This is a genomic window from Streptomyces sp. 1331.2 (assembly GCF_900199205.1).
Classification (GTDB): Bacteria; Actinomycetota; Actinomycetes; order Streptomycetales; family Streptomycetaceae; genus Kitasatospora.
Genome location: NZ_OBMJ01000001.1, coordinates 102,070 through 114,182, shown reverse-complemented (window position 1 = coordinate 114,182; position 12,113 = coordinate 102,070). Strand labels below are relative to the sequence as shown.

Below are 12,113 nucleotides of genomic sequence, written 5' to 3'. Positions count from 1 at the left end.
GGGTTCCCGCCGGCTAGCTGCGCCCGGCGGTGCGGGTGCGGCGGGTGAGGGAGTCGAGGACGACGGCGGCGAGCAGGACGGCGCCGGTGATCATGTACTGGATGGCCTGGGCGGCGTGGACCATGTCCAGGCCGGTGGTGATGGACTGGATGACCAGGATGCCCAGCAGCGCCGACCAGGTCTTGCCGCGCCCGCCGAAGAGGCTGGTGCCGCCGATGACGGCAGCTGCGATCGCGCTCATCAGTACGTTGCCGCTGCCGAGCTGCTTGTCCGCCGAGCCCTGCTGGGAGGCGATGAAGAGGCCGCCGAGTGCGGCCAGCAGCGCGGAGAGCATGAAGACGGAGATCCGCACCCGGGCGACGTTGATGCCGGCGCGACGGGCGGCCTCCACACCGCCGCCGACCGCAAAGATCTGCCGGCCGTAGGAGGTGCGGCGCAGCACGAAGTCAGTGAGGACGACGACGCCGAGCAGCACCACCAGGGGCAGCGGCAGGCCGCGGTCCTGGTTGAGCATGTAGGCGCCGGTCAGGGCGAGGACAGCGAGGGCGCCGGTGCGCAGGGCGATCTCGCCGGTGCCGCGCGCGGGCAGGCCGGAGGCGGTGCGGCGGCGGGCGTCCAGGAGCTGGGCGGCAAGGAAGGCGGCGACGGAGAGGACGGCGAGGAGCCAGGCGTAGAGGATGTCGCCGTCGCCCAGGAAGTACGTGTCCAGGTTGGCGACGATGCCGTCGTTGATGTTGTTGACGGTGCCGAGCTTGCCCAGCGTGTAGTCCTGCAGGCCGCTCCAGGCGAGCATGCCGGCGAGGGTGACGACGAACGCGGGGACGCCGATCCTGGCGAAGAAGAAGCCGTGCAGGGCGCCCAGGGCGACGGCGGCGGCGAGGGCGAGCAGGATGGCCAGACCCTCGTTCAGGCCTTCGCGCACGGCCAGCACGGAGGTGAGGGCGGCGCTGACGCCGGCGACGGAGCCCAGGGAGAGGTCGATCTCGCCCAGCAGCAGGACGAAGACGACGCCGACGGCGATCAGGCCGGGGCCGGCGATCCACTTGGTGATGTTGGTGAGGTTGTCGGCCTGCAGGAAGTGGCCGGTGATGCTCTGGAAGATGACGGCGATGAGGACGAGGCCGATGACGACGGGCAGTGAGCCGAGGTCGCCGCTCTTGATCCTGCGGCGGAACTCCTCGGCGTAGCCGCCCAGGCCCTGGCGGCGCACCAGCAGGCGGGGGTCGACGGCGCTCGCGGCGGGGGCCGTTCCGTCGGCGGGAGTGGTGGCCGGGGTGGGGGTGGTCTGGCTGGTGCTCACTTCGCTTCCTCCGCGATGCGTGCCTGGCGCCGGGTGACGGCGTTGTCGGTGGCGCCGGTGATGGCGGAGATGATCTCCTCGTGCGAGGTGTCGGCGACCGGGAAGACCCCGTTGTTGCGGCCCAGGCGCAGGACGGCGACGGTGTCGGCGACGGCCTTGACGTCCGCCATGTTGTGGCTGATCAGGATCACGCCCAGGCCGCGCTCGCGCAGGCGCTCGACGAGGTCGAGGACCTGGGCGGTCTGCTCGACGCCGAGGGCGGCGGTGGGCTCGTCCAGGATGACGATCTTGGGGTCGCCGACCAGGGCGCGGGCGATGGCGACGACCTGGCGCTGGCCGCCGGACAGGGCGGCGATGGGGATCCGGACGCTCGGGATGCGGATCGAGAGGGTGTCCAGCAGTTCCTTGGCGCGCCGTTCCATGGCGACCTCGTCGAGCGTGCCGTGGCGGCGCAGTTCGCGGCCGAGGAAGAGGTTGGCGACGACGTCGAGGTTGTCGCACAGCGCGAGGTCCTGGTAGACGGTGGCGACGCCGAGGGCCTGGGCGTCCTGGGGGCGCTCGATGCGCACCGGACGGCCCTCCCAGCTGATGCTGCCCTCGTCGATCGGGTGGACGCCTGCGATCGTCTTGACCAGGGTGGACTTGCCGGCGCCGTTGTCGCCGACGAGCGCGACGACTTCGCCGGCGTGGACGTCGAGGTCGACGTCGGTGAGCGCTTGGACGGCTCCGAAGCGCTTGGAGACCTCGCGCAGCGCCAGTACGGGTGCGCCTGTCACGTGAACCATCTCCTGCGGGGTTGTACGGGGTGGGGTGGGGGGTGCGAGGGCCGGCCCCGCACGCGCCCCGCCCACCCCTGCCCGCCCGCGCTCGGGGGCGGGCGGGGCGGGGCGGGTTACGGGAGGGGGTGCGGGGCCGGTGCCGCGGGGCCTACTTGATGCCGGCGGTGGCGCAGGCGGCGGCGAAGTCGGCGGTGCAGATGTCGGCGGCCTTGTAGAGGCCGTCGGCGATGACCGTGTCGTTGATGTTCGCCTTGGTGACGACCTTGGGCTCCAGCAGCTTGGCGGGGATGCCCTTGTCGGTGGCGCTGTCGACCGTGGAGGACGCGACGGTCTTGACGTCCTTGCCCTGCAGGAGGTCGACGGCCAGTTCGGCGGCGTTGTCGGCGAGGGGCTTGTAGGCCTTGTAGATGGTGTAGGCCTGGTCGCCGGCGACGATGCGCTGGACGGCGTCGAGTCCGGCGTCCTGGCCGCCGACGGGGATGGTGATGCCGGCGCTCTTGAGCTGGGTGATGATGGCGCCGGCCATGCCGTCGTTGGCGGAGTAGACGGCCTGGAAGCCGGTCTTGCCGAACTGGGTGATCGCGGCGCCGATCTTCTGGCCGGCGACGGTGGGCTTCCATTCGCCGGACTGCTCGTAGACGACCTTGCGGATCTTGCCGTCGAGGGTCTTGTGGGCGCCGGACTTGAACTGGGCGGCGTTGGGGTCGGCCTCGTCACCGTTGATCATGACGATGTCGGAGTCGGCGGCCTTGGCGCCGAGTGCGTCCAGCAGTGCCTGGCCCTGGAGTTCGCCGACCTTCTCGTTGTCGAAGGAGACGTAGGCGGCTACCGGGCCGGTGGCCAGGCGGTCGTACGCGACGACCTTGACGCCCTTGGCGGCGGCCTCCTGGACCCAGGACTGGGTGGACTTGGCGTCGAAGGCGTCCAGGACGATCACCTTGACGCCCTGGGCGATGAGGGTGTCGAACTGCTGCTTCTGCTTGGCGGCGCTGCCCTCGGCGTTGCTGTAGAGCACCTTGCAGTCCGCGCACAGGGCCTTGACCTTGGCCTCGATGAACGGGCGGTCGAAGGACTCGTAGCGGGTGGAGGAGGCGTTCTCGGGCAGCAGCAGGCCGATGGACTTGGTGTCTGCGGCGGCGGCGCTGTCCTTTTTGTCGGCGCCGGCCTTCCCGCAGGCGGCCATGGACAGGGCCAGCGCCATACCGGTGGTGGCGATGACGGCGCGACGCATCGTGGCGTTCATGTGGGGGTGCCTCTCCCTGACGTCGCCGCGACTCTGCGGCTGGGTGGGGGGAGTTAAACCTGGACCCGCGCATGACGTCAACAAGTAAACCGACTCAGACCGGAATATGCCTCTATTCGTTATCTTCATGAACACTCGACCCGGGCGGACCACCGGGCCCGAGCAACGGGGTAGGTCAGAGGGTCGGCACAGGGGGAACGGGGTGGAACAGGGGGCCGAGGAGGGGGCGGAGTAGCGGGGTGTCGCAGCAGGGAACGGAAGGGGGCTTCGGGTGATGGAGAGGTGGGGGGTTTGTGGATGAGCCTGCCGTTCAAGAGTTTGACTGGAAGGCCGAATGCATGTCAGGGGCACGTCAATACGGACGAGGGTGTCCGCCGCTCCCCGGTGGCAGCGGACACCCTCTTTCCCGTGGGTGACCGAGGGTGAAGGGCCGTCAGGGGCCGATCCGGGTGGGGGCGTCTGCTGTCCCCGGTGCGGCAGGCACCCCCGGGCTTGTGTCCGCGTGCTGTGCGCGGATGCGGATGTGATGAATGGTCAGGGACGGTCGAGGGTGATCGAGTTGATCGGTCCGAGGTCGTAGTAGACGCCGTTTCGGGCGGGGATGTCGTAGACGCAGTTCGTGCCGCCGGAGCCGCGGCACAGGTGGGCGTGGGCGCCGGCGGTCTGGTTGTTGAGGATCCAGTGGTTGCCGTACTGGTTGCTCAGGTTGTGGGCGCCGTAGCTGTAGTAGACGTCGGTGGGGGACAGGGCCGGGTTCTGGTTCTGCGGGTAGATGCAGACCGCGCCCGAGGGGCAGTTCGCCCAGGAGCCGTCCGCGGCGCCGGCACTGCCGGTACCCATCGCGGTCAGGGCGGCGGTGGCGAGGGCGAGGGCGGCTGCGGTGTGCGTGATCGCGCGCATGGGGTGGTTCTCCCTTGGCTGGTGCGGGGCCCGGCGGGTCGGCCCCGGCCGGTGCCGTCAGCGTAGGGACGGGGCCCTGGGCAGCGGTCCCTGACATCTGACAGGGGCGCGCCTGCTTGCCGCGCCCCTGTCCGGCGCGCCGGACCCGGCGGGGGAGGCCTTCGCCGGGGGCCTGGGGGTTTCGGTGCGGGTGGCCGGGGCCGGGGCCGGGCAGGGCAGGAGCAGGAAGCCGGCCTGCCCGACTTCCTGCTCCGGCCCGCAGGCCCGTGCGGCCCGCAGGCCCGCCAGGCCCGTGCGGCCTGCAGGGCCCGCGGGTTCAGTGGGGGTGACCCAGGTAGGGGAAGTGGGGCAGCAGGTCGGTGTGCGGGCCGATGTGGTCGGTGGCCACGGTGGCGTCGGTGAGCATCGACAGCCGCGTCGAGGTGACGTCGTCGGTCAGCGTGCGCCCGTTGGGGTAGCCGGGTGGGCGGGTGCGGTCGTAGCGCAGGATGTCCGGCAGGACGATGCGCAGCTGTGCTTCGGCGGCCTGGGTGGTGTATCCGCCGAAGTGCTGGAGCTTGGCCGTCCACGGTTCCCGGTAGGTCTGCCAGTCCTGGGCGGGCTCGCCCGCGTTGTAGGCGTCCTTGGCGTCCTCTTCGTTGAAGTACGCCGTCAGCGACGGATGCGCGCCGCGGTCCACCGACACCAGGTGCCCGTCCTTGCGCACGCTCACCCGCGCCCACACGCCGATCTGCGGCGCATCGCCGAACTCCGCGTCCGGTGCCTCCAGCACGATCCCGAAGACGTTCTTGTCCGCGCCCCAATCCACCCCGGTCCACTGGAAGTCGTGGACGATGCCGTCCAGGTCGGCGAAGAACGGGTCGCTGCGCAGTCCCGCGCTCACCCGGTAGGGGCCCGCCTCGACCACGGCCGGGTCGGCGGTGAAGCTCACCGGCGCGCCCGAGGCCAGTACCTGCCCGGTGGCCTCGTGCCCGCGGGCGCCTTCGCCGGTGGCGCGGCGCACCGTCATGGTCTGCGCGCCGTCCACGGGTTCGGAGAAGGTGAAGCTGAACGCGATGTCGGCCCGGTTGTCGCCGTCGGTGTCGATGTTGATCCGGTACACCGCCTGCGGGTGGAAGGCCTGTCCGCCGGTCGGCGCGACCGGGTTGACGTTCATGATCAGTACGGTGCGGCCCGCCACCGGCGAGGCGAAGGCGAACAGGTCGGTCAGATCCAGGCGCGCGTCACCGTCGGGTGAGCGCAGGTTCGGTCCGCTGAGATGGTGTGACAAGACGCTTCTCCTGAACATCGTGCGTACGGGCCCCGCCCTCGGGCCATTGCTAACACGCCCGCCCCGCCCAGGGCCCGTCACACTGCGCCGCGTGGGGCCTGCCCTGCCTTACCGGCCGCACGGCAGGGCAAGCCGGGGGAGTTGGGGCGAGGGGAGGGGCCCTGGCCGGCCCGGTGGTCCCGGGGATCGCCTCGCCCCGGGGAATGGTCACCCCGCTCGGCAGGTGGATGTCCTGGACGGCGTAGCGCAGCGGCAGGTGCGCCACCGGAGCGTCGCGGCCCAGCGTCTCCTCGACCACGTCGTTTGGCCGGCCTTGCCTGCGCGCACCCGGGCGAGCCGGTCGGGTGGTTCCCGCCGTCGGTCCCTGCCGCCCGCCCCCGCCCCCGCCCCCGCCCCCTGCCGCCGGTCCCCGACCCCTGGTCCCCGCCGGTCCTCGCCGCCGGACGGGTGATTGCCCCCGGCCCCGGCGCGCGGCGCCCGCCGGGGCGCTGGCGGCGCGTCGAATACTCGCGCCCAGGCGGCGCACGGCCGCTCCGCCCGGACGAGGGAGGACCCCCATGCGCCACCACGGCCCAGCCCGCCCCGCCGCCGCGCCCCTGCCGGCGGCCCTGCTGCTGAGCGCAGCGCTGCTCGCAGGGTGCACCGCCGCCACCGCTGGCCCCGAGGCCCCGCCCAGCACCACCACCCCCACCACCACAGCGGCCACCGCCCCGGCCACCGCGCCGCCGCGCCAGCCCCCGCCCCAGCTGACCGACCAGCAGGTGAACTCTGCCGTCGAGAGGATCGACGGCTACGTCCAGGACGCGATGCGCCGCACCGGCGTGCCGGGCCTGGCCCTGGCCGTCGTCCACCACGACAAGGTGATCCACGTCAAGGGCTTCGGCGTGCGCGAACTCGGCCGGCCGGACACCGTCACCCCCGACACCGTCTTCCAGCTCGCCTCCCTCTCCAAGCCGATCTCCTCCACCATCGTCGCCGGCGTCGTCGGCCACAAAACCGTCGCCTGGGACGACCCCGTCTCCGCCCACGACCCGGGCTTCGCCCTCGCCGACCCCTGGGTCACCGGCCACGTCACGATCGCCGACCTGTTCTCCCACCGCAGCGGCCTGCCCGACCACGCCGGCGACCTCCTCGGCGACCTCGGCTACCAGCGCGACTACATCCTCCAGCACCTGCGCGACCAGCCCCTGGCCCCCTTCCGCGCCTCCTACGCCTACACCAACTACGGCCTCACCGAAGCCGCCGTCGCCGTCGCCAAGGCCAGCGGCACCACCTGGGAGGACCTGGCCGCCGCCACCCTCTACAAACCGCTCGGCATGAACTCCACGAGCTCCCTGCGCTCCGCCTACGACAACGCGCCGAACAAGGCCACCGCGCACGTGCACACCGCCGCCGGCTGGCAGGTCTCCACCACCGAGAACCCCGACCCGCAGTCCCCGGCCGGAGGCGTCAGCTCCACCGTGCAGGACCTCGCCCGCTGGATGCGCCTGCAGCTCGCCGACGGCGCCTTCGAGGGCCGCCAGGTCATCGACGCGGCCGGCCTCGACCACACCCGGGTCCCGCACATCGTCTCCAACCCGCCCCAAGCTCCCGCCGCCGTCGCCGGTTTCTACGGCCTGGGCTGGAACGTCAACCAGGACTCCCACGGCCGGCTGCGCCTCAACCACTCCGGCGGCTTCGACCTGGGCGCCGCCACCACCGTCACCCTGCTGCCCTCCGAACAGCTCGGCATCGTCGTGCTCACCAACGCCCAGCCCACCGGCCTGCCCGAGGCGGTGGCCGAGGAGTTCTTCGACGTCGCCCAGAACGGCCACGAGAGCGTCGACTGGCTCACCTTCCTCGGCAAAGTCGTCCCCGCCGCCGCCGAACCCCAGGTATCCCCGACCGACTACACCAAGCCCCCGGCCGGCGCCGCCCCCGCCAAACCGGACGCCGCCTACGTCGGCACCTACGCCAACGGCTACTACGGCCCGCTGACCGTGACCGCCGGCGCCGGCGGGCTGACGATGAGCCTGGGCCCGGGCAACCTCCAGTTCCCGTTGCGGCACTACGCCGGCGACGTGTTCAGCTTCCAGACTCGCGGCGAGAACGCGGTGGGCCTGTCCGGGGTGACGTTCACCGTCGCCGCCGACGGCAGGGCCACCGAGGCGGTGGTCGAACAGCTCGACCACGAGGGCCTGGGCACCTTCACCCGCGGCTGAGCCCGCCCGGGGCCGACAGGCCGGCGTTCGCGGGCCTCACGCGTGGGAGCTGATCACGCCGCCGGCGGACAGCACGATATAGATGCCGTTGGCGACGGCACCCGCGTCGTGCCGGTCCGCCTCCAGCGCGCCCATCACCGCGTTGTCGCTGCCCAGGACCTGCGCACGGTAGTGGAGTTCACCGACCTTGGTGACCTTGGCCCGCCAACCGCCCGCGAGCGTGAACGTGCCCGGCCCCTGCTGCTCGCCGCCCATCCACGAGTGCACCGTACCGTCCATCGACAGCACGACGAACATGCCGTTGCCGTCCAGCCCGGCATCGCCGTCGTGGGTCTCCAGTGTGGCAAGGACCGAACCCTTGTTGACGATCCTGGCGCTGTAGTTCTGGTTCCCGCTCGCCTGGACCTCGGCCGTACTGCCGTCCACCAGCGTCTGACCGCGCGCCGGGGACGTCCCCTTGCCCGTGGCAGCCGCAGCGGCGGTGGCCTTGGACGAGGACGGCTTGGGGGAGACCGGCACGGTGGTCGCAGGCGCGGAAGGCGCGGCGGACGTCGCGGTCGCGGTGTCCGCAGTCGGCGCGGCAGGCGTGGTCGCCGCGGCGGTGCCGTGCGCGTCGGAGGAAGACGAGGAGGAGCACGCCGCCGCGGCAGGGACGAGCAGAGCGGCGGCCAGCACAGTGCCGGCCAGACGGGTCGTCACGAGAGGCATGCGGGATCTCCTGAGCACAAGGACGGGTGAGAGCACGAACAGTGCGCGGCGTGCACGATCGAACCTAGTGCGAACAGTCGACGGAATGACGCCTTCCGTGTCACCGCACTGCAACGCCCGCCCCGGCCGCCCTCCGTGCTGCGCCGCAGGTGCATCAGCGGCGAGTCGTGGCCGACACTACGGGCCAGGTGCGGGGTGACCAGGGCGTGCTCGTCGAAGCGGAACACGGACAGGAAGTGGAGGCGGTACCTGTCCTCGGGCTTGCGCTGCAGTGTCTGTGGCAGAGCGGGCTGCTTCAGGCATACCGAGGTAGGTGGTGTGGGCGGGGAAGTCCTCTGACCGGGTCTCGGGGGTCAGCTGCGTCCACACCGCCCCGGGGCCGGGCCGAACGGAACGGGTAGACGGCGAACACTTACTTCCCAGTCGTGCCCGGTTTTCAGAGAGCCGGCGTTCCACTGTCCTAGCTGTAACACCGGCCCGGGATGCCGGCTGGGGGGGGATGGGTGGGCTGCGGTTCTGTGTTGTTGAAGTGTTGGTTGTGGATGGTGGCGCGGTCTCTGCGGGCACCGGTATCGCTGTCTTGCTGCGGCGTGTCGGTGGTTTGTTCGGTGTCTGTTTCGTCTCGGTCGGTGGCCTGTCGCGTCGCGTGGTTGTCTTCCGGGCTGGCCGGGTTGTCGAGGTCCTTGCCGGATATGGGGGGAGGAGGAAGGCCGCTGCCCGGGACGGCGGGTTGGCCGGTTCGGCGGGGGGTCTGGTGGCCGGGGTGTCAGGGGGTGGTGCAGACGGCGGTGGCGCGGATGGATTCGTTGACGGTGTTGGTGTTGGTGCCGCGTACGACCCAGGCGCTGCCGCTCGGGTAGGAGTCGGTGAAGAAGATTTTGAAGGCGCTGGTCTGGCCGCCGCCGCCGGTGGGTACCTCGCCGGAGGGGCAGTCGACGGTGGCCACCGCGTTGCCGCCCGGGCCTACCACGACCCAGTCTCCGGTGACCTGCACGTGCCCGGCCAGCAACGAGGCGTCGGTGACGGCCGGGTCGCCCGGGACGGTGACGACCGGCTTCGCGGCGGGCTTGGCGTCGGGCCGGTCGGCGGGGCCGGCGTCGGCGATGGCGGCCGCGGTGCTTGCGGCCAGGAGCCCGAGGGCGGTGAGGGCGGCTGCAACGACGGGCTTGCGGCGGGCGGTGCGGGTGGTGGGGGTCATGGCGGTCTCCTGGGTCGTGTGGGGTGGGGCCGGGGGTGCAGTGCAGCGCAGTGCCGGATCGGGCGGCGCTTCGTGATGTCCCGTCACCGGTTACCCTGCGCGGCCTGCGCGTCCTGTGCGTGCGTGTGGCGCTTCACCCGAACGGGGCCTGCCTGCGCACCGGGCGGCCCTGCGCCGCGGAGTGGGAAGTCGGCGCGGGCGACTTCCCACTGCGGGTCACTCCCGTCGTGCCTGCTGCCGCTGCGGGCGCAGGTCGGGGTCCGAGGCCGGGTCGAGGTGGGCGGGCTTGTCGGGGTTGGACGCCGGTGCAGGGCTCGGAGGGTGTCGTCGGTGATGTCGAGTGCGATGGCGGTGGCGGTGCGCTCCTGGGGGTCGGGCAGGTTGGCGCCGGGGCGGCGGGTGATCCACTTGGCGCGGGTCAGGTTGAGGAAGGTGTCCTGTACCGGGTCCTCGGTGTCGCCCACCGAGCCCGTCATTTTGTGAGCGATGGAGAACAGCAGCGGCCGGTACCCGGCCGCCGCCTCCGCCCCTGCCGGCCCCGCAGCCACCGCAGCCCCTGCTGGTCCTTCCGCCGGATCTTCCCCGCCTGCGCTGTCTGGCTGTGGGTGGCGCACGTCACATTCGGGTGGTGTCACAGATCGCTTGGTTGTCCTGTCTTCATGGGCAACAGCGGACAACGTAGCGAGGAGCGCGTCATGGAAGCCCGTCTGAACCCGTTCACCAGCCCCGTGATGGGCAAGGTCTTCAAGCATCTGATCGCCGCGAACCAGGCGCTGCTGGCCTCCACCCTGCCCCTGGCCACCCAGGAGCTGGTGAAGCTGCGGGCCAGCCAGATCAACGGCTGTGGCTACTGCGTCGACATGCACTTCAAGGACGCCGTCCACGGCGGCGAGGACGCCACCCGGCTGAATCTGGTCGCCGTCTGGCGCGAGGCGACGGTGTTCACCGACGCCGAGCGGGCCGCCCTGGAGCTGGCCGAGGAGGGCACCCGCCTCGCGGACGCGGCGGGCGGGGTCAGCGACGAGGTGTGGGCCAACGCCGCCAAGTACTACGACGAGGAGCAGCTGGCGGCGCTGGTGAGCCTCATCGCGGTGATCAACGCCTTCAACCGCGGCAACGTCATCACCCGCCAGCGCGCCGGCGGCTACCAGCCCGGACAGCACCACAGCCTCTGACCCGCAACCGCTGCCCGCCCGGCCCCGTACGTCCGTACGCCCGTACGCCTGCAAGGAGAGTGCCCGTGAACCTCGCACTGTGGATCGTCGCCGCAACGCTGGCCGCCGCCTACCTGGCGGGCGGTGTCTTCAAGCTGGCCGTGCCCAGGGCGAGGATCGCCGCCGCCGGGCGCAGCGGCCGCTGGGTCGAGGACTTCAGCGCGGGCGCGGTGAAGGCCATCGGCGCGGTGGAGGTCGCGGCGGCGGCGGGGCTGGTGCTGCCCGCCGTCTGCGGTATCGCGCCGGTGCTCGTCCCGCTGGCCGCCACCGGGCTGGTGCTGCTGATGGCCGGCGCCGCCGTCGTACGGGCACGGCGCCGGGAGTACCGGCTGGTGGCGGTGGACGCGCTCTACATCCTGCTGGCGGCCTTCGTGGCCTGGGGCCGCTTCGGCCCCGCACCGTTCCTCAACTGACCGGAAGAACACGGACAGCGGGGCGGGCCGCCCCCACCCGCCCGCCCCCCGCCGCCCGACCCGGTCGCCGCCGTCGCCGTGGCCGGGTCGGGCGGCGAGGTGGCCGGCACTGCGCCACGGGCCCCGGGCGCGGGACTCGGCCAGGCCCGCGGCCAGGGGGCGCAGACAACGGGCGCAGGGCGCGGCCGGTACGGCGCACGCCAGGCCGCCAGGCCGCCGGGGGCGGTGAAGGTCAGCAGCGGGTGCTCGTCCAGGCTGCCGATGTGCAGCAGGCTCTCCCAGCGGGCCGGGCCGAGTCCGGCGCGGCCCTCGGCGTGGCCGTTGGTGAGGATCCGGGTGAGGCCGAGGCCGGCGCCGCGCAGGGGGCGCGTCTCCTGGCCGGCGATGCCGGCGACCTGCCCGGCCGTCAGCAGGTGGGCGTTGCAGGGCATGTTCCCCTGCACCGGCGGGTTGTGGAAGGCCGAGCCGCCGCCCTGTACCGGTGAGCGTCCGGCGAAGGACAGCGTGCCCGCCGGCGGGTGGCCGCTCCTCCGACAGCGTCCACAACCGTCGCCCGGCAGCCGGGGTGGCTGCGCGCCGCGCCTGCCGGGCGCTCGCCGTGCAGGTGGCAGGCGAGGCGGGCGGCGTGCAGGTTCGGCCTGTACGCCACGTACCGGATAGACCGCGCTCGCCTCCCGTCCGGGCCCGCCGGGGATGCCCCCCCGCCCCTGTCCGGGGGGGCCTGGGATGCCCTCGTCTCCCCGCCCTCCGTCTGTGGTCGTGTTCTTGTTTTCTGTTTGGGTGTTGGGCTGGCGGTGGTGTGTGGGTTGTGTTGTGTGGTGGGTTTGTGGGTGGTGTCGGGGTGGTGTGGTGGTCTGGTCGAGGTCTTTTGGTGGGGTTGCTGTTCC

At 72.2% G+C, this 12,113-nt stretch carries 12 protein-coding genes and 1 pseudogene; 3 read left to right on the top strand and 10 right to left on the bottom strand.

The window, feature by feature from the left end:
- Positions 1–13: 13 nt before the first annotated feature.
- The 5 genes from CRP52_RS00605 to CRP52_RS00585 form a co-directional block, all read right to left on the bottom strand.
- Positions 14–1,300 carry a sugar ABC transporter permease gene (locus CRP52_RS00605; protein WP_097234541.1) on the bottom strand — a complete coding sequence of 429 codons (1,287 nt, stop codon included), beginning with the start codon at positions 1,298–1,300 and terminating at the stop codon, positions 14–16.
- Complete coding sequence (locus CRP52_RS00600) at positions 1,297–2,085, bottom strand: ATP-binding cassette domain-containing protein (RefSeq protein WP_179852638.1); 789 nt, start codon at positions 2,083–2,085, stop codon at positions 1,297–1,299. Before CRP52_RS00600 ends, CRP52_RS00605 begins: the two co-directional genes overlap by 4 nt.
- A gap of 142 nt (positions 2,086–2,227) precedes the next feature.
- Positions 2,228–3,322 carry a sugar ABC transporter substrate-binding protein gene (locus CRP52_RS00595; protein ID WP_097234539.1) on the bottom strand — a complete coding sequence of 365 codons (1,095 nt, stop codon included), beginning with the start codon at positions 3,320–3,322 and terminating at the stop codon, positions 2,228–2,230.
- A gap of 534 nt (positions 3,323–3,856) precedes the next feature.
- A complete protein-coding gene (locus CRP52_RS00590) occupies positions 3,857–4,222 on the bottom strand; it encodes a hypothetical protein (protein WP_097234538.1) in 366 nt (121 codons plus the stop codon).
- Between the two features lie 316 nt (positions 4,223–4,538).
- Positions 4,539–5,492, bottom strand: coding sequence for a DUF4331 family protein (locus CRP52_RS00585; RefSeq protein ID WP_097234537.1), 954 nt, complete (start codon positions 5,490–5,492; stop codon positions 4,539–4,541).
- Positions 5,493–6,049: 557 nt separating this feature from the next.
- Between CRP52_RS00585 and CRP52_RS00575 the strand changes: the two genes are divergently transcribed.
- Complete coding sequence (locus CRP52_RS00575) at positions 6,050–7,693, top strand: serine hydrolase (protein WP_097234535.1); 1,644 nt, start codon at positions 6,050–6,052, stop codon at positions 7,691–7,693.
- Positions 7,694–7,729: 36 nt separating this feature from the next.
- Here CRP52_RS00575 and CRP52_RS00570 read toward each other — a convergent pair whose 3' ends face one another.
- The 4 genes and pseudogenes from CRP52_RS00570 to CRP52_RS40320 all read right to left on the bottom strand — a co-directional run bounded on the left by CRP52_RS00570 (position 7,730) and on the right by CRP52_RS40320 (position 10,063).
- Positions 7,730–8,401: a hypothetical protein gene (locus CRP52_RS00570; protein WP_097234534.1), complete on the bottom strand. Its 672-nt coding sequence runs from the start codon at positions 8,399–8,401 to the stop codon at positions 7,730–7,732.
- Positions 8,389–8,637: pseudogene (locus tag CRP52_RS39070) on the bottom strand (hypothetical protein); the annotation flags it as partial. The gene CRP52_RS00570 and the pseudogene CRP52_RS39070, both read right to left, overlap by 13 nt.
- Before the next feature lie 530 nt (positions 8,638–9,167).
- Positions 9,168–9,599, bottom strand: a complete 432-nt coding sequence (locus tag CRP52_RS00560; protein WP_097234532.1) for a hypothetical protein — start codon at positions 9,597–9,599, stop codon at positions 9,168–9,170.
- An 83-nt stretch (positions 9,600–9,682) separates the two neighbouring features.
- A complete protein-coding gene (locus tag CRP52_RS40320) occupies positions 9,683–10,063 on the bottom strand; it encodes a hypothetical protein (protein ID WP_306458821.1) in 381 nt (126 codons plus the stop codon).
- 231 nt (positions 10,064–10,294) lie between these two features.
- On the opposite strand from CRP52_RS40320, the gene CRP52_RS00550 reads away from it, so the two are divergent.
- The gene (locus tag CRP52_RS00550) at positions 10,295–10,774 is read left to right on the top strand and encodes a carboxymuconolactone decarboxylase family protein (protein ID WP_097234531.1); all 480 of its coding nucleotides are present in this window, start codon (positions 10,295–10,297) and stop codon (positions 10,772–10,774) included.
- 65 nt (positions 10,775–10,839) lie between these two features.
- The gene (locus tag CRP52_RS00545; RefSeq protein WP_097234530.1) at positions 10,840–11,226 is read left to right on the top strand and encodes a DoxX family protein; all 387 of its coding nucleotides are present in this window, start codon (positions 10,840–10,842) and stop codon (positions 11,224–11,226) included.
- Here the strand turns inward: CRP52_RS00545 and CRP52_RS00540 are convergent.
- A complete protein-coding gene (locus tag CRP52_RS00540; RefSeq protein ID WP_097234529.1) occupies positions 11,163–11,657 on the bottom strand; it encodes a hypothetical protein in 495 nt (164 codons plus the stop codon). The two genes, CRP52_RS00545 and CRP52_RS00540, sit on opposite strands and share 64 nt — an antisense overlap.
- Positions 11,658–12,113 lie beyond the last annotated feature (456 nt).

What these genes read in the sequence shown, in the direction of transcription:
- CRP52_RS00600 (WP_179852638.1), bottom strand. Translation starts at nt 2,085, where the DNA reads ATGGTTCACGTGACAGGCGCACCCGTACTGGCGCTGCGCGAGGTCTCC.
- CRP52_RS00595 (WP_097234539.1), bottom strand. Translation starts at nt 3,322, where the DNA reads ATGAACGCCACGATGCGTCGCGCCGTCATCGCCACCACCGGTATGGCG.
- CRP52_RS00590 (WP_097234538.1), bottom strand. Translation starts at nt 4,222, where the DNA reads ATGCGCGCGATCACGCACACCGCAGCCGCCCTCGCCCTCGCCACCGCC.
- CRP52_RS00575 (WP_097234535.1), top strand. Translation starts at nt 6,050, where the DNA reads ATGCGCCACCACGGCCCAGCCCGCCCCGCCGCCGCGCCCCTGCCGGCG.
- CRP52_RS00570 (WP_097234534.1), bottom strand. Translation starts at nt 8,401, where the DNA reads ATGCCTCTCGTGACGACCCGTCTGGCCGGCACTGTGCTGGCCGCCGCT.
- CRP52_RS00560 (WP_097234532.1), bottom strand. Translation starts at nt 9,599, where the DNA reads ATGACCCCCACCACCCGCACCGCCCGCCGCAAGCCCGTCGTTGCAGCC.
- CRP52_RS00550 (WP_097234531.1), top strand. Translation starts at nt 10,295, where the DNA reads ATGGAAGCCCGTCTGAACCCGTTCACCAGCCCCGTGATGGGCAAGGTC.
- CRP52_RS00540 (WP_097234529.1), bottom strand. Translation starts at nt 11,657, where the DNA reads ATGCCCTGCAACGCCCACCTGCTGACGGCCGGGCAGGTCGCCGGCATC.